Consider the following 17020-nt stretch of genomic DNA (forward strand, 5'->3'; position numbering starts at 1 on the left):
CCCACAATCTTGTTAAACGGGGTCGTTTTCGTGGGCCCGTCTATCTTTTGTTGTTTCTTGTTTTGTCCAGTGCCTATGGGTTTCTGGCTTCGGACAACGTAGGATTGTTAGAGCCGATGTGGTGGCGGGCCGAAGACTTCTATAATCTTTTCGTTATGTTCACAGCCTTTCCTTTGGGAACCGGGTTGGTTTTGGGATTCAGTACAGGTCTGCGTAGCCGACAGCGGTCAAAGCGTATGCAAAACTTAGTCCAGATAGATGACAAGCGAACAGAATCGAACTACCAGAGCGCCATGGTTCAAACACTTCCTGCGCCTCGTGGCAAACTCACTGAAAACCGACCTTTGAATGATTTAACCTGGCTTCGGGTCGGTGGGCCTGCGGATTATTTATTCCAGCCTGCAGATATCGAAGACCTTCAGCACTTCCTGCGCGACTTGCCTGCTGAGGTTCCCGTCTTCCCAATGGGTGTTGGTTCGAACCTGATTGTTCGGGATGGCGGGTTGCGCGCGGTGGTGATCCGGCTTGGGCGCGGGTTCAACGGTATTTCGGTCGATGGCAACACCGTCACCGCTGGCGCGGCAGCGCTGGATACGCATGTGGCGCGCAAGGCGGCGGATGTGGGTGTGGACCTGACGTTTCTGCGCACCATTCCCGGCTCGATCGGGGGGGCTGTGCGGATGAATGCGGGATGCTATGGCAGCTACACAGAGGATGTGCTGCGCAAGGCCACCATCGTCACGCGACAGGGTGAGGTTCTGGACCTGAGCCCAGAGGATCTGAACTTTCGCTACCGTCAGTCCGATCTGCCCGACGGGGCGGTATTGGTTTCCGCTACCTTCGAAGGTCCGGCTGGTGACCCCGAGGAATTGCACACCCGCATGGCGGCACAATTGCAAAAGCGCGACGAGACCCAACCCACCAAAGACCGCAGTGCCGGTTCGACCTTTCGCAACCCGGCGGGCTTTTCGTCCACGGGTCGCGCTGATGACGTGCATGACCTCAAGGCCTGGAAAGTCATCGACGATGCCGGTATGCGCGGGGCATCGCGGGGCGGGGCGCAAATGAGCCCAAAGCATTCGAATTTCCTGATCAATACCGGCTCTGCCACGGCTTCTGACTTGGAAGGTCTGGGCGAAGAGGTGCGAAAAAAGGTTTACGAAACAAGCGGCATCACGCTAGAGTGGGAAATCATGCGGGTCGGTGATCCGCTGAAAGAATAAAGCCCCAACCGTCAGACCATAACAGGCAAATTCAGGCGACGGATCAAAGGCATAACGCAGTACGGACCACTACATAAGGTCCTGGGACATTGAGGCGCTAAGTGGGTAAGTCGAGCAGGACAAACCCCAAAGTGGCGGTATTGATGGGTGGCCCCTCGGCGGAACGCGAGGTGTCTCTCAGCTCTGGGCGCGAATGCGCAGCCGCCCTGCGGGGAGAAGGCTTTGAAGTAGTAGAGCTGGACGCAGGTCCCGACCTTTACGCGCGCCTTTTAGACATCAAACCAGATGTGGTTTTCAACGCCCTGCATGGCCGCTGGGGTGAGGATGGTTGCGTGCAGGGTCTGCTGGAGTGGATGCGCATTCCGTACACGCATTCCGGCGTGCTGGCTTCGGCGCTGGCGATGGACAAGCAACGCAGCAAAGAGGTGTATCAGGCCGTAGGTCTGCCCGTAGTGCCCAGCGTGATCGTTCCAAAGATCGAGGTGATCGAGGTTCACGTTATGGAACCTCCTTACGTCGCCAAGCCCAATAACGAAGGCTCCAGCGTCGGTATCTATATCGTGCATGAAGGGTCAAACGGCCCGCCGCAACTGTCCGAGGATATGCCTGAATTCGTGATGGTCGAGAAATACATCGCAGGTCGTGAATTGACAGTGACCGTGATGGGGGACCGCGCGCTGACCGTGACCGAGATCATGACCGATGGTGGTTGGTACGACTATGACGCCAAATACAAGCCAGGCGGGTCCTGGCATGTGCTGCCAGCCGAAATCCCGCAAGACATCTTTGACCGTTGTCTGGATTACGCATTGCGCGCCCATGATGCGTTGGGGTGCAAGGGGGTAAGCCGCACTGATTTTCGTTGGGATGACGGCATGGGGGCTGATGGGCTGTTCCTGCTGGAAACCAACACGCAACCCGGGATGACGCCAACGTCGCTTGTGCCAGAACAGGCCGAGCATTTCGGCATGAGCTTTGGCCAGCTTTGCGCGTGGATGGTGGAGGACGCCTCATGCGACCGCTAAGGGCCACTCGTGCGCCGGTGATCCACCGATCAAAGCCGCTGGCCGGACCGGATGCGGATTTTGGCTCGGGCGCGCGGTCCGAGGCGGAGCCAAAGCTGCGGTTGAGTGGGGTCAAGCTGTTCGGTCGCAAATCGCAACGCTTTGATCCGGCGCCGTCGCGGCTGAATTACCGATTGCAGCGTTGGATGCTGACGCCGGGTGTGCGCCGGGGTTTGCGGGTTGGTTTGCCCATATTCGCGCTCTGCGCTGCGGCCGGGATCTATTTCGGCTCGACCGAGCGGCGCGAGGCTGTGGTGGCCTATGTGGCCGACATCAAGACCTCGATCCAGCAGCGGCCTGAATTCATGGTCAATCTGATGGCGATTGATGGCGCGGGCACCAATCTGTCTGAAGACATCCGCGAAGTGGTGCCGTTGGATTTCCCGATAAGCTCCTGGGATCTGGATGTCGAACAGATCCGCGACACGATCACCGGGCTGGACCCGGTCAAATCCGCCTCGGTCCGGGTGCGCCCCGGTGGTATCTTGCAAGTGGATGTTGAAGAGCGTCAGCCCGTCATCGTCTGGCGCACGCGCCGCGGGATCGAACTGTTGGATGAAACCGGCGCGCATGTGGAACGCATCGCTTCGCGTAAGGAACACACCAACCTGCCGCTGATCGCAGGCAAGGGTGCGGATGCCCATGTGGCCGAGGCGCTGCAACTGGTGACCACTGCCCGCAGCTTGGGTGGCCGGGTTCGCGGTCTGGTGCGGATCGGTGAACGCCGCTGGGATCTGGTTCTGGATCGCGGCCAACGCATCATGTTGCCAACCGAACGCCCGGTGCGCGCGTTGGAACGTGTGCTTGCCGTGAACGAAGTGCAGGACCTGTTGGAGCGTGACGTGGCCGTGGTGGACATGCGGCTTGGGCAGCGCCCGACAATAAGAATGACCAAAGCTGCCAGCGAAGACTGGTGGAATACAAAAGTGACAGTGGGTAACGGGCAGTAACGAACATGATGACCGATCTTTATCAGTCCCAACGGGCCATGCGGCAGATGCGCAGGCAGGCGATGCAACGCGGTGTTGTCGCCATTCTGGATGTCGGCAGTTCCAAGATTGCCTGCCTTGTGCTGCGCTTCGATGGCGCAAACCGCTTGAGCGAAGATAACAGCATCGGGTCCCTGGCCGGTCAGACCGGATTTCGGGTGATTGGCGCTGCGACCACGCGGTCGCGTGGTGTGCAGTTTGGTGAAGTCACTGCCATGCAGGAAACCGAACGCGCCATCCGTACCGCGTTGCAGGCGGCGCAGAAGATGGCTGATATCCGGGTGGATCACGTAATCGCCTGTTTCTCGGGCGCAAACCCGCGTTCTTACGGTCTGGACGCTCAGGTTGATCTGGAAGGTCAGGTTGTGTCCGAGGCCGAGGTTGGCCGTGTTTTGAACGCTTGCGACGTGCCCGATTACGGGGCAGGGCGCGAAGTGTTGCATGCCCAGCCGGTGAATTTTGCCTTAGATAATCGCTCGGGGCTGATCGATCCGCGCGGGCAGATGGGCCAAAGCCTTGCGGTCGACATGCACATGTTGACCGTCGATGCCGTCGCGATCCAGAACATCGTGCGCTGCATCAAACGCTGCGATCTGGAACTGGCGGGGATCGCGAACTCGGCCTACGTGTCTGGCGTCTCGGCCCTGGTCGAGGACGAACAAGAGTTGGGTGCCGCCTGTATCGATATGGGTGGCGGTACAACCAGCGTGTCGATTTTCATGAAAAAACACATGATCTATGCCGATTGCGTGCGTATGGGCGGCGACCACGTGACCGCCGATATCTCGATGGGACTGGGTGTTCCGGCGGCTGTGGCCGAACGGATCAAGACCTTTAACGGAGGTGTCCACGCGACTGGCGCTGACGACCGCGACCTGATCGATATTGGTGGTGATACCGGTGATTGGGAACACGACCGCCGCACCGTCAGTCGGGCCGAGTTGATCGGTATCATGCGCCCTCGCGTCGAAGAGATTCTGGAAGAAGTGCGTGTGCGTTTGGATGCCGCCGGATTTGAGCATATGCCCAGCCAGCAGATCGTTTTGACAGGTGGTGGCAGTCAGATCATGGGGCTGGATGGCCTCGCTACCCGCATTCTGGGTCAGCGCGTACGTTTGGGTCGACCCTTGCGCGTTCACGGTCTGCCGCAATCGGCGACAGGCCCAGGTTTTTCGTCAGCGGTGGGGCTTAGCCTGTTCGCTGCGCATCCGCAGGACGAATGGTGGGATTTCGAAATTCCGGTCGATACCTATGCCGCGCGACCTTTCAAGCGCGCCATGCGCTGGTTCCGTGACAATTGGTAAAGCGGTCGGCGTTGCGGCGCTGGTCGTTGCAACCCCGCTTGCCACACACGCCCAGACACGGATACCGCCTGAGGCATTTCTGGCTGCTGTGCAGGGTAAAACCGTTACGTTTCACGACTATCCCAGCGGCCTTCTGGTGGGGACCGAGGAATTTCTCAGCCCCAAACTGTCTGTCTGGCGGATGGAGGGGCGGGGTTGTGTCTATGGGCAGATCACTACACCCAATGGTCAGATCTGCTTTTTGTACGATGATGACCCGGATGACGTGCCGGTGTGCTGGTGGACCTTTCAGCACGAGGGCCGCCTTTTGGTGCGACTTGCCAACTTCAACCGACGCGAAATTCAAGAGGTGCGCAGCATTACCGAAGACGGTTTGAATTGCCCAAGTACCCCAATTAGCTAAAGAAATGGCTTGCAGCCAGCGGTCTTATCCCGCAAGATATCCACAAGGCCCGTCAGAGGCCCTGCGGCAGGACCTGAGCAGTTTTCCGCATCTGAAAAATCAGTGAATCCCTCGAGTGGCGTGCATGTTGACTGCGGCGCGTGTGTCGCTTGCTTTGTGGTGGATTGAGTTCAATCCGCAACATCTGGCTATGAATGCAAAATACCGCTGACGACTGCCTTATTTCCTCCATATTTTGTGGGATTCGGCGATTTTTGGCGTGACCTTTGCCGTTTGGACCGGTAGGATTGTAAGCGGATAGGTAAGAAAAACACCGCTTTGGCGGGTCAATAAAACAGGCGGACAGAGCATGACATTGAATCTTTCGATGCCCGGGCACGACGAACTGAAGCCTCGGATTACAGTATTTGGCGTTGGTGGCGCGGGCGGCAACGCTGTCAACAACATGATTGAGAAACAGCTGGACGGCGTTGATTTTGTCGTCGCCAACACTGATGCGCAGGCGCTGCAGCAAAGCCAGTCTTCGGCGCGGGTGCAATTGGGCGTGAAAGTGACCGAAGGTCTGGGGGCAGGGGCCCGTCCGACCGTGGGCGCTGCGGCGGCCGAAGAAAGCATCGAGCAGATCGTCGACCATCTGGCTGGCGCACATATGTGCTTTATTACAGCTGGTATGGGCGGTGGCACAGGTACGGGTGCGGCGCCGATCATCGCGCAGGCCGCGCGGGAGCTTGGCGTTCTCACTGTTGGCGTTGTCACAAAACCCTTCCAGTTTGAAGGCGCCAAGCGGATGCGTCAGGCTGAAGACGGCGTTGAGGCACTTCAAAAGGTTGTCGACACGCTGATTATCATTCCGAACCAGAACCTGTTCCGCCTGGCCAACGAAAAGACCACGTTCACCGAGGCATTCTCGATGGCGGATGACGTTCTGTATCAGGGCGTTAAAGGTGTGACTGACCTGATGGTCCGTCCGGGTCTGATCAACCTCGACTTTGCTGATGTTCGTGCCGTGATGGACGAGATGGGCAAGGCGATGATGGGCACTGGCGAGGCCACCGGTGAAGATCGCGCGGTTCAGGCGGCTGAGAAGGCGATTGCCAACCCGCTGCTGGACGAAATTAGCCTCAAGGGTGCCAAGGGCGTGCTGATCAACATCACCGGCTCGCACGACCTGACCCTGTTCGAGTTGGACGAAGCGGCCAACCGCATCCGCGAGGAAGTGGACCCCGAGGCCAACATCATCGTCGGTTCGACCCTGGATACCGTGATGGAAGGCGGTATGCGTGTGTCGGTTGTGGCCACTGGTATCGACGCCAGCGAAAAGCCCGTCGACGTTCCGGTTGCGCGTCGCTCGATGTCCGAGCCGCTGACCCGTACCGTTTCCGCGGAAGAGGCGCAGCAGGATGAGACCCCCGCTGCTGTGGCCGAAGTAGCGGAGCCCGCGCCCCAGCCAGAAGTGAACCGTGAACCTTCGCTGTTCGAAACCGCCGAGGAACCGGCGCAGCCGCAGGTGGAGCGTGACGATGACGGTCTACCACCCCCGGCCTATCAGCCCCGTGTGGCTGAGTTCGAGCCGACACCTGAACCGATTGAGCCCGCGCCGGAAAGCTTTGTCGCACCGCAGCCACAGCACTCCGCAGGCACACCGTCGCCCGAAGCGCTGCAGCGTTTGCAGGCCGCTGTACAAAATGTCCCGGCCTCTGAACGTGGGTATGCGGCGCCGCGCCCACAGGCACCGCAACCGGCCCCCGCACCGCAGGCTGAAGGGCAGGATCGTTCCCGGTTCGGCTTTAACCGCCTGATCGATCGGATGACCGGCCACGCCGCCGATACGCCGGCACAGCCGGTGCGCCAGCAGCCCCCGATGCGCCAAGCTGACGCTACGGCACCTGCGCATGATGAGGCCGACCCCGATCAGGATCGGATCGAAATTCCCGCCTTCTTGCGTCGTCAGGCCAACTGATCACGGTAACAAATTAACGACTTAGGGTCGCCTTTTGGCGACCCTTTTCTTTTGAAATACACGGCTTTAACTGTATGTAAGCAGGCTTTTGCCGATCTGTTACATTCATGTTTCATTCAGTTACAAAGAGTGAGTTGAGCCTTGACGCTTGCTTCCTTAGGTGAGTGTCCAACACGGACCGAAAAGGCCGGACACCACTCACCGAGGTTCACCTTGCAACATACGCTCAAATCTCCGATCACGTTTACAGGCGTCGGGCTGCACAGCGGCAAGCCTGCGACGATGGTCCTGAAACCGGCAGCCGCCGGTCACGGCATCTGGTTCAAACGGACGGATATCGAGCTGGGCAATGCGCTGATCCCCGCGATCTATGACGTGGTCGAGCGGACGCCGCTTTGCACCCGTCTGGTGAACGATGCAAATGTTTCGGTGTCGACCGTCGAACATATCATGGCCGCGCTCGCCGGATGCGGCGTGCATAACGCGCTGATCGAGATTGACGGACCCGAAGTTCCGATCATGGATGGGTCGTCGATTGATTTCGTGCGCGGTATCATGGCCAAGGGTGTACGTCGTCAGGCCAGCCCTGTTCTTGCGTTCGAAGTTCTCAAGCCCGTCACTGCCACGCGCGAAGGCGCCAGCGCGTCAATCGCGCCCGCAGATGGGTTGATCATCGATTTCCACATTGATTTCGAAGACGGCGCAATTGGCCATCAGACCAAAACGCTGGACATGCGTAACGGCTCGTTCGCACGTGAGCTTAGCGATTGCCGCACATTCTGCCGCCGCACAGACGTTGAAGCGATGCGCGAAAACGGCCTGGCCTTGGGTGGGACGCTGGAAAACGCTGTCGTTGTACAGGGTGACGAAGTTCTGACCCCTGGCGGTTTCCGCCATGCGGATGAGGCTGTTCGCCACAAGATGCTGGATGCTCTGGGCGACCTTTACCTGGCGGGAGGCCCGATTCTGGGTCACTTCACTGGCGACAAATCCGGCCACGCGATGACCAACACGCTGCTGCGCAAGCTGTTTGAAACGCCTGGTGCGGTGCGTCCGGTACTGTGTACCCCCGAACAGGCCGCGCGCCTGCCGGGTCAGGGCCTTGTTTGGGACGAAATCCCCGAAGTCGCCTGATTGGATCAACTCTGCCGACAATTCCGCTAGTGAGTGTACTAAGGCGTTTTGCCCCGGAATTATCTATGCTAGACCAAAGGCCAATCCGGGGCGTGCCCCGATAAGCAATACGACGAGGATAGGCGGAATGGTTGGCACCAAAGCGGCAGTCAGATTCGCAGGCGCGATTCTTCTGACAGCAGTTTTGACGGCATGCGGCGGAAAAGGCGCAGACCGCAATCAGAACCTGGAAGGCTTTACGCCAGAACAGATTTACACACGCGGCGAGTTTGAGCTGTCGCAGAATCGCTCGGATGATGCGGCGTGGTACTTCTCGGAAGTTGAGCGTTTGTATCCCTATTCGGATTGGGCCAAGCGCGCGCTGATCATGCAGGCGTTCTCGTTCCACACGGACAAGAACTATGAAGAAAGCCGGGCAGCGGCGCAGCGCTATATCGACTTTTATCCGACTGACGAAGATGCGGCCTATGCGCAGTATCTTTTGGCGCTGAGCTACTATGACCAGATTGACGAGGTTGGCCGCGACCAAGGGCTGACTTTTCAGGCGCTGCAGTCATTGCGTACAGTGATCGAGGTTTATCCTGATAGCGAATATGCCACGTCGGCGGTTCTGAAATTCGATCTGGCCTTCGACCATCTTGCTGGTAAGGAAATGGAGATCGGGCGCTATTATCTGCGTCAGGATCACTATACCGCAGCAATCAACCGATTCCGTGTCGTGGTCGAAGATTTCCAGACCACAACCCACACAGCTGAGGCGCTGTATCGTCTGATCGAAGCCTATCTGTCGCTGGGCTTGGTGGATGAGGCGCAGTCAGCCGGTGCTATCTTGGGTTACAACTATCAATCGTCGGAATGGTACGATGCGGGCTATGCATTGCTGACCTCGCGTGGGTTGGAATTGAAGAGCCGTGGAAACAACTGGCTAAGCACCATCTACCGTCAGACCATCAAAGGTGAGTGGTTGTAATCGTCATGGCTAAAGGCGTGGGACGCTAAGACCCGATGCTGCGCGCCCTTGATATCCGCGACATGCTGATCATTGACCGGCTGGAATTGACGTTTCAGCCGGGTTTGAACGCATTGACCGGTGAAACCGGGGCGGGCAAGTCGATCTTGCTGGATTCGCTGGGTTTCGTGCTGGGCTGGCGAGGGCGGGCTGAATTGGTTCGGCAAGGCGCTGCGCAGGGGGAGGTTGTAGCCGAGTTTGAGCTGCCAGATGGCCACCCCGTCCATGCGATTCTGGCCGAGGCAGGCTTGCCTGGTGGTGAGGAACTGATCCTGCGCCGGGTTAATACAGCCGAGGGGCGCAAGACCGCTTGGGTCAATGACCGGCGCTGTTCCGGTGAGGTACTGCGCGCCCTGTCCGAGACGTTGATCGAACTGCACGGCCAGCATGATGATCGCGGGTTGCTGAACCCGCGCGGGCATAGGGCAATGCTGGATGACTATGCGGGGGCAGAGGACCTTCTGGCAGCTGTGCGTGCGGCGTGGATGGATATGTCCCGCGCGCGTAAGGATTTGGACGAGACCGAGGCGACGCTGGCCGCCATGCGCGCCGAGGAGGAGTTTCTGCGCCACGCCGTTGCCGAGCTGGACAAGCTGGACCCTCAGCCCGGTGAGGATGCTGAATTGGATGCCCGTCGGCGCATGATGCAAGGGGCTGAACGCATTCGCGATGACGTTGCCCGTGCTTTTGACCTGTTGGGCGCAGATGGGGCCGAGGTGGCGATGTCTAACGCGGTGCGTTGGTTGGAAGGCGTGTCCGACAATGCGGGCGGGCAGCTTGAGGCCCCGATAGCCGCATTGGGGCGCGCCTTGATCGAATTGGGTGAAGCGCAGGACGGGGTGAGCGCCTGCCTTCAAGCTTTGGATTTTAACCCGGCTGAGCTTGAAGCCGCAGAAGAACGTCTTTTCGCCATCCGAGCGTTGGCCCGTAAGCATGATGTGGTGCCTGACGAATTGGTAGTTTTTGCCGACACGCTGCGTGATCGACTGACCCGTTTGGATGCAGGTGACGCCGACTTGGCGGATCGGCGTGCTGCGGTTGCGGCTGCACAGGAAACCTATGACAACGCCGCCGCCGCACTTAGCGCCGCGCGCCAACAGGCGGCCGGGCAATTGGATGCGGCCGTGATGACCGAGCTTGCACCGTTGAAGATGGAACGCGCGGTATTTCAAACCGAAATCACGGGCGCCGATCCCGGACCTGAGGGGGTGGATGCGGTGGCCTTTACCGTTGCCACCAATCCCGGCGCTCCGTCTGGCCCACTGAATAAGATCGCTTCGGGCGGGGAACTCAGCCGGTTTTTGCTGGCGCTCAAAGTGTGTCTGACCGGCGACGATAGCGCGCGAACTATGATCTTTGATGAAATCGACCGGGGTGTCGGTGGGGCGACTGCTGATGCGGTGGGTCGCCGTCTGGCTTCTTTGGCACAGGGGGGGCAGGTTCTGGTCGTGACCCACTCGCCGCAGGTTGCCGCCCGCGCGGCGCATCATTGGCGGGTTCAAAAACAGGTAACTGGCGGGCAGACATTGTCCACCGTTATTCCGCTGGCCGAACCAGACCGTGTGGATGAAATCGCCCGGATGGTCGCAGGGGACACCATCACGGACGAGGCGCGCGCCGCCGCCCGCGCATTGTTGGACGCCTGAGTTAAATTTGCCGCTTTCCGGTTTTCAAACCGTCGCGATCCTACTTTTATAAGGGGGCTCCGTGGCTTACTAAGGAATATACCTTGATCCCCGAGTGCCAATGACCCAAACGACCCGCACCGTTCTGCGCAACCAGCTCAATCAGGCTCTGGCCGCGATGAAGGATGCGTGGCGGGTTATGTTGCGACGTGGGCCTAGCCAAATTCAGTTCTGGTTCATTGCGTTGGCAATTGGGATTGCGGCAGGGTTTATGGCCCTTGGGTTCCGCAAGGCGATCCGGTCGCTGCAGGCCTATGTCTACGACACAGATGATATCCTGTTGCTGCACAGCCATGCTGAGAAATTGCCATGGTTCCTGATCCTGATCATACCGATCATTGGTGGTCTGATCGTTGGCGTTATCCTGCACAGGTTCACCGATGACGGCCGCGTACGCTCAGTTGCGGACGTGATCGAGGGTTCGGCGCTGACCAATGGGCGGGTTGAGGGGAAGGCGGGAATCGCCTCGTTCTTTGCCTCGCTGATTACGCTCAGCACAGGCGGGTCAACTGGTCGGGAAGGTCCGGTGGTGCATATGGCCGGAGTGATCTCGACCTGGGTCAGTGAGCGTATCCATGCGGATGGCATCACTGGCCGCGATCTGTTGGGCTGCGCTGTGGCAGCAGCGGTTTCAGCCAGCTTCAACTCACCCATCGCTGGGGCATTATTCGCGCTTGAGGTGGTGCTGCGCCACTTTGCCGTGCATGCATTTGCGCCCATTGTTATCGCCTCGGTCGCGGGTACGGTGATCAACCGGCTGGAATACGGAGATGTGACCGAGTTCGTTCTGGAAACCCCGGGCTCGCTGCAATTCTATGTGGAGCTGCCAGCCTTTTTGATCCTTGGGCTGATCTGCGGGCTGGTGTCGTTGCTGTTGATGCGCTCGATCTTCTTTGCCGAGGACATCGGCACTCACGTTCAAAATCGCCTGTCGCTGCCACGTTGGCTGCGCCCCGCCGTGTCCGGTGCGATGCTGGGACTGCTGGCGATCTGGTTTCCGCATATCATCGGGGTCGGATATGAAACGACGATCCGTGCCCTGACTGGCGATCTGACCCTGACCGTCGCGATATTGTTCGCGGTGATAAAAACAGTTGCTTTGGCCATCACCATGGGGGGGCGTATGGGCGGTGGTGTGTTTTCTCCTTCGCTGATGGTTGGCGCTCTGACCGGATTGGCCTTTGGGTTAATCGCCACCGGGCTGCTGCCGGATGTGTCCGGGACCCATACGCTCTATGCCTTTGCGGGCATGGGTGCCGTGGCCGCCGCAGTGCTGGGTGCGCCGATTTCCACCACGATGATCGTTTTTGAGCTGACCGGAGATTGGCAGATCGGAATTGCGGTTATGGTCTCGGTTTCGATGTCGACAGCCTTGGCCTCACGTCTTGTGGACCGGTCGTTCTTCCTGACACAGCTGGAGCGCCGCGATGTTCATCTGGCCGCAGGACCACAGGCCTATTTGTTGGCGATGTTGCGCACCGGGGCGGTGATGCGCCCGATTGGGGATCCGCGCTCGATCACCAAAGAAAAGGCACAGGAGTTGATAGAGCAGGGCCTATGCGTACAGGCCAGTGCCACGCTTGAGGCGGCGATGCCCTATTTCGACCACGACGACATCCCTTGCATCCCGGTTGTGGTGATTGACGACGAGGGTAACGAATCCCCGGTCGGTGCTCTATTTCATATCGACGCGCTCAAGGCCTATAACCGGGCGCTGGCCGCCACGGCGGCCGAGGAACATTCCTAACCGTCGTAGACCGTTGCCGCGTCGCCTAGATAATTGTCCCATGCAAACCAGTAAGAGATATGTCCAGCCACACGCGGCAAGCGAGTTCCGTCTGGTCCGATCAACGCCTCTTCGGTCATGGTCCATTTCTGCCCGGTCTGATCCACCAGGCCGCCGTCGGACGCGGTGAACCGGTGCGAGGCGCGTTCAAACGCCCGTACCGCGCGCTTGTCGGGGTTGCCGATCAGAACCAGCGGCCGGTTGGCAATCGCGTCATTGATCACGCGCGTCTTGCTAAACGCATCCAAAGGCCAGGCCCGCGCCGCGCCGAACTGGCGGATAGCGAAGATATAGTCTTTCTGCCGATGTTCGGATTGGTCAACCAGTACTGGAAACATCAGTTCGGGCGAGGCGAAATACTCACGATACACCACGCCAGAGCCATAGTTGCGCCGATGGCCGGTGTTCTGAGACAGAACGCGCGTGCCGGGATGTGAAGTTTTCCAGCTTTCCCATGTGGTGATCACCACTGGGCGCTGCTGTAGCGTGATTCCACTGCCGACCAGCGGGCCCACAACCGGCTTCCCGGTGTATTGGTTCCACAGCGAATGCGTCTCGCGATCAAACATCAGCTTGTTGGAACGGTACAGGAAACCAGATGATCCAAAGACAAGCGGTTTTCGCCGTCCCGTCACGTGAGTTTCGAACAAGATACCCGATCCGCACAATGTGCAATAAGCCAGCGCTACCGGAACGCCGCCGATCACCTCGTTGAACATCTCGTGCCATCCCATGATCCGCAGCGGATAGGCGCGTTCATCCCCATTGATCGAGACGGCAAAGACCAGATCATCGTCTTTCAGGTAGCTGGCTTTTGAGGCCGAGATCAGTGTTGGATTGTCGAGCGAAGGAATGCCGTCCTTGCTAACGCCGCCCCAGGTGATTTCCTCTAGCCGGATCTTCATCTTGTCGCGCTGCAGGTATTTTGGGCGCAAGAAGTCGTCAAAATTCGGGTCAATCCCCAGAAGAACCTCACGCTTGAACGGGATCAACGAAGGGTGCGGAACCACCTGCGGGTTCTTTTCCTGCCACAACATCCAATCGAACCAGTCAGTGCCAAGGTTCTGACCGGTCAGGGTCTGCATCACTTCGGCGATTTCGTCGGTACGTCGCCCTCCGTAACGCATTCCGGTCAGCAGGGCGGGAACCACATCCGGGTTACCGCGTTGCACCAGATAGGCCATTCCCTGTTCGAATTCTGCGTTGCTGCCGTAAAGAGTGGACCTGACAGCCTCAAGCACGGGGTCTTGTTGAGCTGACAGCGCGCTGGGTAGCGTGGCTGCGGCCAGCATTCCAGTAAAACTGCGACGGGTGATCGACATGGCATCCTCCGATGGTGACCATGTCCAGTGTGCATCGGCCGCTGTTCACATGCATGCAACAGGTGCGTGAGGGAAAGAAGCATACCTAAATTGGTGCCAACGTTTTAAGAAAATCTCGTTTCATCTTACCTTGCGAGCAACAAAGCATTCTTTCTGGAAAGAAGCTTCGAAACCATCAATAGTAGAATTTCCTACGTGAGAATCGGAAAGGCCTGTGCGTGAAATTTTACTTTAGGTTGGCTGCTTTGCTGGGTGCGGTTAATGCGGTCACAGTCCCGGCTGTTTCTGCTGAGATAAAGGTTAACAAATCTTCCAAGAAAACTTCAGTTTTGATGGATCTAAAACTGTCGAAACGACAAAAATCCAGGTTCAGAGAATTTAAAACCAAAGAGTATTTTGCGGCATTTGTTGTTTCTGGACAAAACAGCAGTGGTTGGGTTGCCAACCGTCACTCGCTTGCTGTCGCGAAAGAGCAAAGCCTAAGAGATTGCCGTTTGCTTTCTGAATACCCGGATACGTGCGCGGTTTATGCTGTGACAGTGCCAAAAGACTATGACCCGAATTTTGGAGGAACAACACTTAGCCAGTACGGAAATTCCAGTTTCCGGAATACCAAAAGAAAAACTCTGCATCTTCGTCGGGTGCATTCGTAATCGCAGAAAACGGCTCCGTTGGGTATTCATGGGGGTTTCCAGACCCGATTGAAGCACAGGAAAACGCAATATTAGCGTGCGAATCCGATGTGGCCAAGTGGTTGGTGAGCATAAAGAAACAAGTACGTGACAAAACTCCAAAATCGCAAACAACCTGTCGAGTTATTCATGAGGCCCGACCATAAATTTTTGGGAAGAGTACCTGATTGAACAGTAGGTAGAGCTTCTGAAAGGTCTTTCGCTAGATCTGCTCTACCTTCACCGACTCGACCGGGTAAAAGGCCACATAACCCTTGATCTCGGCCATGGCGGGAACAGGGGTTTCATAGCTCCACGCGGCGTTTTCGGTCACCGAGGATTTGTTGACGATCGAGAAATGCGAGGCATCCCCCTTGTGTGGGCAGTGGGTGACCTTGTCTGTGCTATCCAGAAAGGCCATCGCGATATCGGTACGGGGGAAATAGATCACAGGAGTCAGATCACCTTCGATCAGTTCCAGCGCGCCAGTGCTTTCACCCAGTACGGCACCACCGGAACGAACGCTCCATTTGCCCGGAGCTTTGCGGATCGTGATCTCAACCATTTTTCTTCCCTTGTCTTATTTTCGGCCTCTCTTCTGCTCTGTGTATGTAACAGGTCAGTGTCAGATAGGCGCAGTTGCGGCATCCAACCACAGTTGCGCGTCGTCGCCCAGCCTTGAGCGCAGTTTTTTCGCAACGTCGTAGTGATAGGTATTCAGCCAGTCACGCTCTGCCGACGTCAACATGTCGGTCACAATCAGCCTTCTGTCAATTGGGACGTATGTCAGGGTCCGCCAGTTCAGCATCGCGCGTTCCGCGTCACCACCGGGCAGGGCTGGGGCTTCTTGAACAACTACGAGGTTTTCGATGCGGATACCAAAGGCGCCCTCGCGGTAATAGCCCGGTTCGTTGGAAAGGATCATGCCGGGTTGCAAGGGCACATGGCTGACTTTGGACAGGCGCTGGGGGCCTTCGTGAACGCTGAGGTAGGCACCGACACCGTGTCCGACACCGTGATTGAAATCCTGACCCCCGGCCCACAGCGGGGCCCGTGCGATACATTCGATGTCACGCCCGGCCAGCCCGACAGGCCAGCGCAGCATGGATAGGTTAATCATGCCCTTCAACACACGGGTAAAGCAGGATTTTTCCTCATCTCCGACTTTACCGATGGCGATAGTTCGCGTGATGTCAGTGGTGCCGTCCAGATATTGCCCGCCACTGTCCAGAACCAGAATATGACCATCTTCAAGGCGGCTGTCGGTTTCTTCGGTCACGCGGTAATGCATGATCGCGCCGTTCGGACCAGTGCCGGCAATCGTGTCGAACGAGATATCCTGCAGCGCATTGTCCTTGCGCCGGTTCTCTTCAAGGCGGGTCACCACCTGCGTCTCGGTCAGGGTACCCGGAGCCTGCGCATCCAACCAGCAAAGGGTTTCAATAACCGCCGCTGCATCGCGCAGATGCGCTTCGGCGCTGCCCGCGATCTCGGCCGCATTCTTGCAGGCCTTGGGCAAGGCGCAGGGATCTCCGCCATCCACCATCCGATCCTGCAACACATCGGCTACAGCCTGAGGCAGCGTTCCCAAATCGACCTGTATCTTCCCCTCTAGCGCTGTAACGGCGTCCAGAAATGCCCTCGGCGCGTGGACGGAAGCCTGATCCGTCAACGGCTCGGACAGTTTTTCCTGATCCATGAACAGATCCACCCGGCCACCGGCATGCAGAATAGCAAAGCCATGCGCCACCGGGTTGTACCCGATATCCGAGCCGCGAATGTTCAAAAGCCACATGATCGAATCCGGCAACGTGATTACTGCAGCTGTGCAATTTGCCTCGCGCAGGGCTTCGGCCAGAAGGGTGATTTTGCTGTCCGCGGTTTCACCTGCAAACTCAATCGGATGGGTCTTGACCGGGTTCATCGGGGCGGTGGGCTGGTCGGACCACACGCGGTCCACCAGATTGTCACAGCGCACCAGTTCGATGCCGCTGTCGGTCAGCTCATTCTTTGCGCTTGTGATCTGACCTGCTGCATGCAGCCACGGATCAAAACCTACCTTGCCGCCATCGGGAAGGTGTTCCTTCAACCAGGTGCTTAGGTTGACCTCGGGCCACGGAACCGGAGTGAATTCGGCGGCGACCTGCGCCTTGACCTGGGTTCGATACCGGCCATCGACAAACACGCCCGCTATATCTGGCAACACGGCGCAAAACCCTGCTGATCCCGTGAACCCTGTCAGCCACGCCAACCTTTCATCCCGAGCGGCCACGTATTCGCCCTGATGCGCGTCTGTGCGCGGGATCAGAAATCCGTCCAGCCCTTCGTTCGCAATTTCACCCCGCAGAGCCGCCAACCGGGGTGGCCCCTGTTCCGGGCGCGCCGTCACCTCAAAGGACTGAAACATCACATACCTCTCCCAAGCGGGGGTTCACCCCTTATTCTTTTGGAAAATTCTCTGGCCCGGGGC

Annotated in this window: 14 protein-coding genes; 11 read left to right on the forward strand and 3 right to left on the reverse strand. The window is 58.2% G+C overall.

Features of this window, described 5'->3' with window-relative positions; all coding sequences use genetic code 11:
- The first annotated feature begins 293 nt into the window (after positions 1 to 293).
- The 10 genes from murB to ACR3EP_RS01675 all read left to right on the forward strand — a co-directional run bounded on the left by murB (position 294) and on the right by ACR3EP_RS01675 (position 12518).
- A complete protein-coding gene (gene murB, locus ACR3EP_RS01630) occupies positions 294 to 1223 on the forward strand; it encodes a UDP-N-acetylmuramate dehydrogenase (protein WP_425080997.1) in 930 nt (309 codons plus the stop codon).
- 101 nt (positions 1224 to 1324) lie between these two features.
- Complete coding sequence (locus ACR3EP_RS01635; RefSeq protein WP_170360258.1) at positions 1325 to 2248, forward strand: D-alanine--D-alanine ligase; 924 nt, start codon at positions 1325 to 1327, stop codon at positions 2246 to 2248.
- The gene (locus ACR3EP_RS01640) at positions 2236 to 3237 is read left to right on the forward strand and encodes a cell division protein FtsQ/DivIB (RefSeq protein ID WP_480635995.1); all 1002 of its coding nucleotides are present in this window, start codon (positions 2236 to 2238) and stop codon (positions 3235 to 3237) included. The genes ACR3EP_RS01635 and ACR3EP_RS01640 overlap by 13 nt, the downstream gene beginning before the upstream one ends.
- An 8-nt stretch (positions 3238 to 3245) precedes the next feature.
- Positions 3246 to 4580: a cell division protein FtsA gene (gene ftsA / locus ACR3EP_RS01645; RefSeq protein WP_170360645.1), complete on the forward strand. Its 1335-nt coding sequence runs from the start codon at positions 3246 to 3248 to the stop codon at positions 4578 to 4580.
- Positions 4567 to 4983, forward strand: a complete 417-nt coding sequence (locus tag ACR3EP_RS01650; protein ID WP_480635997.1) for a hypothetical protein — start codon at positions 4567 to 4569, stop codon at positions 4981 to 4983. The genes ftsA and ACR3EP_RS01650 overlap by 14 nt, the downstream gene beginning before the upstream one ends.
- Positions 4984 to 5332: 349 nt before the next feature.
- On the forward strand, positions 5333 to 6943 hold the full coding sequence (gene ftsZ / locus ACR3EP_RS01655; RefSeq protein ID WP_480635998.1) for a cell division protein FtsZ: 1611 nt from the start codon (positions 5333 to 5335) through the stop codon (positions 6941 to 6943).
- Between the two features lie 213 nt (positions 6944 to 7156).
- Positions 7157 to 8077, forward strand: coding sequence for a UDP-3-O-acyl-N-acetylglucosamine deacetylase (gene lpxC, locus ACR3EP_RS01660; protein WP_170360253.1), 921 nt, complete (start codon positions 7157 to 7159; stop codon positions 8075 to 8077).
- A gap of 127 nt (positions 8078 to 8204) precedes the next feature.
- Entirely contained in the window at positions 8205 to 9047 is an 843-nt protein-coding gene (locus ACR3EP_RS01665) for an outer membrane protein assembly factor BamD (RefSeq protein WP_170360251.1), read from the forward strand.
- 35 nt (positions 9048 to 9082) lie between these two features.
- Positions 9083 to 10732, forward strand: coding sequence for a DNA repair protein RecN (recN, locus tag ACR3EP_RS01670; protein ID WP_480636000.1), 1650 nt, complete (start codon positions 9083 to 9085; stop codon positions 10730 to 10732).
- 100 nt (positions 10733 to 10832) lie between these two features.
- Positions 10833 to 12518 (forward strand): chloride channel protein, encoded by a 1686-nt coding sequence (locus ACR3EP_RS01675; protein WP_425080992.1) that lies wholly within the window; start codon positions 10833 to 10835, stop codon positions 12516 to 12518.
- On the opposite strand, the gene ACR3EP_RS01680 is transcribed toward ACR3EP_RS01675, so the two are convergent.
- Positions 12515 to 13879, reverse strand: a complete 1365-nt coding sequence (locus tag ACR3EP_RS01680; protein ID WP_480636002.1) for a DUF3179 domain-containing protein — start codon at positions 13877 to 13879, stop codon at positions 12515 to 12517. The genes ACR3EP_RS01675 and ACR3EP_RS01680 overlap by 4 nt on opposite strands.
- A gap of 218 nt (positions 13880 to 14097) precedes the next feature.
- On the opposite strand from ACR3EP_RS01680, the gene ACR3EP_RS01685 reads away from it, so the two are divergent.
- Positions 14098 to 14532, forward strand: a complete 435-nt coding sequence (locus ACR3EP_RS01685) for a hypothetical protein (protein WP_480636004.1) — start codon at positions 14098 to 14100, stop codon at positions 14530 to 14532.
- Positions 14533 to 14773: 241 nt separating this feature from the next.
- On the opposite strand, the gene ACR3EP_RS01690 is transcribed toward ACR3EP_RS01685, so the two are convergent.
- Positions 14774 to 15115 (reverse strand): DUF427 domain-containing protein, encoded by a 342-nt coding sequence (locus ACR3EP_RS01690; RefSeq protein ID WP_170360242.1) that lies wholly within the window; start codon positions 15113 to 15115, stop codon positions 14774 to 14776.
- 60 nt (positions 15116 to 15175) lie between these two features.
- Complete coding sequence (locus ACR3EP_RS01695) at positions 15176 to 16957, reverse strand: aminopeptidase P family protein (protein ID WP_480636005.1); 1782 nt, start codon at positions 16955 to 16957, stop codon at positions 15176 to 15178.
- Positions 16958 to 17020: the final 63 nt, after the last annotated feature.

This window comes from Ruegeria sp. BB10 (assembly GCF_056535725.1).

What these genes read in the sequence shown, in the direction of transcription:
- ftsZ (WP_480635998.1), top strand. Translation starts at nt 5,333, where the DNA reads ATGACATTGAATCTTTCGATGCCCGGGCACGACGAACTGAAGCCTCGG.
- ACR3EP_RS01640 (WP_480635995.1), top strand. Translation starts at nt 2,236, where the DNA reads ATGCGACCGCTAAGGGCCACTCGTGCGCCGGTGATCCACCGATCAAAG.
- ACR3EP_RS01695 (WP_480636005.1), bottom strand. Translation starts at nt 16,957, where the DNA reads ATGTTTCAGTCCTTTGAGGTGACGGCGCGCCCGGAACAGGGGCCACCC.
- ACR3EP_RS01665 (WP_170360251.1), top strand. Translation starts at nt 8,205, where the DNA reads ATGGTTGGCACCAAAGCGGCAGTCAGATTCGCAGGCGCGATTCTTCTG.
- ACR3EP_RS01680 (WP_480636002.1), bottom strand. Translation starts at nt 13,879, where the DNA reads ATGTCGATCACCCGTCGCAGTTTTACTGGAATGCTGGCCGCAGCCACG.
- recN (WP_480636000.1), top strand. Translation starts at nt 9,083, where the DNA reads ATGCTGCGCGCCCTTGATATCCGCGACATGCTGATCATTGACCGGCTG.
- ftsA (WP_170360645.1), top strand. Translation starts at nt 3,246, where the DNA reads ATGACCGATCTTTATCAGTCCCAACGGGCCATGCGGCAGATGCGCAGG.
- ACR3EP_RS01690 (WP_170360242.1), bottom strand. Translation starts at nt 15,115, where the DNA reads ATGGTTGAGATCACGATCCGCAAAGCTCCGGGCAAATGGAGCGTTCGT.
- ACR3EP_RS01675 (WP_425080992.1), top strand. Translation starts at nt 10,833, where the DNA reads ATGACCCAAACGACCCGCACCGTTCTGCGCAACCAGCTCAATCAGGCT.
- murB (WP_425080997.1), top strand. Translation starts at nt 294, where the DNA reads ATGGTTCAAACACTTCCTGCGCCTCGTGGCAAACTCACTGAAAACCGA.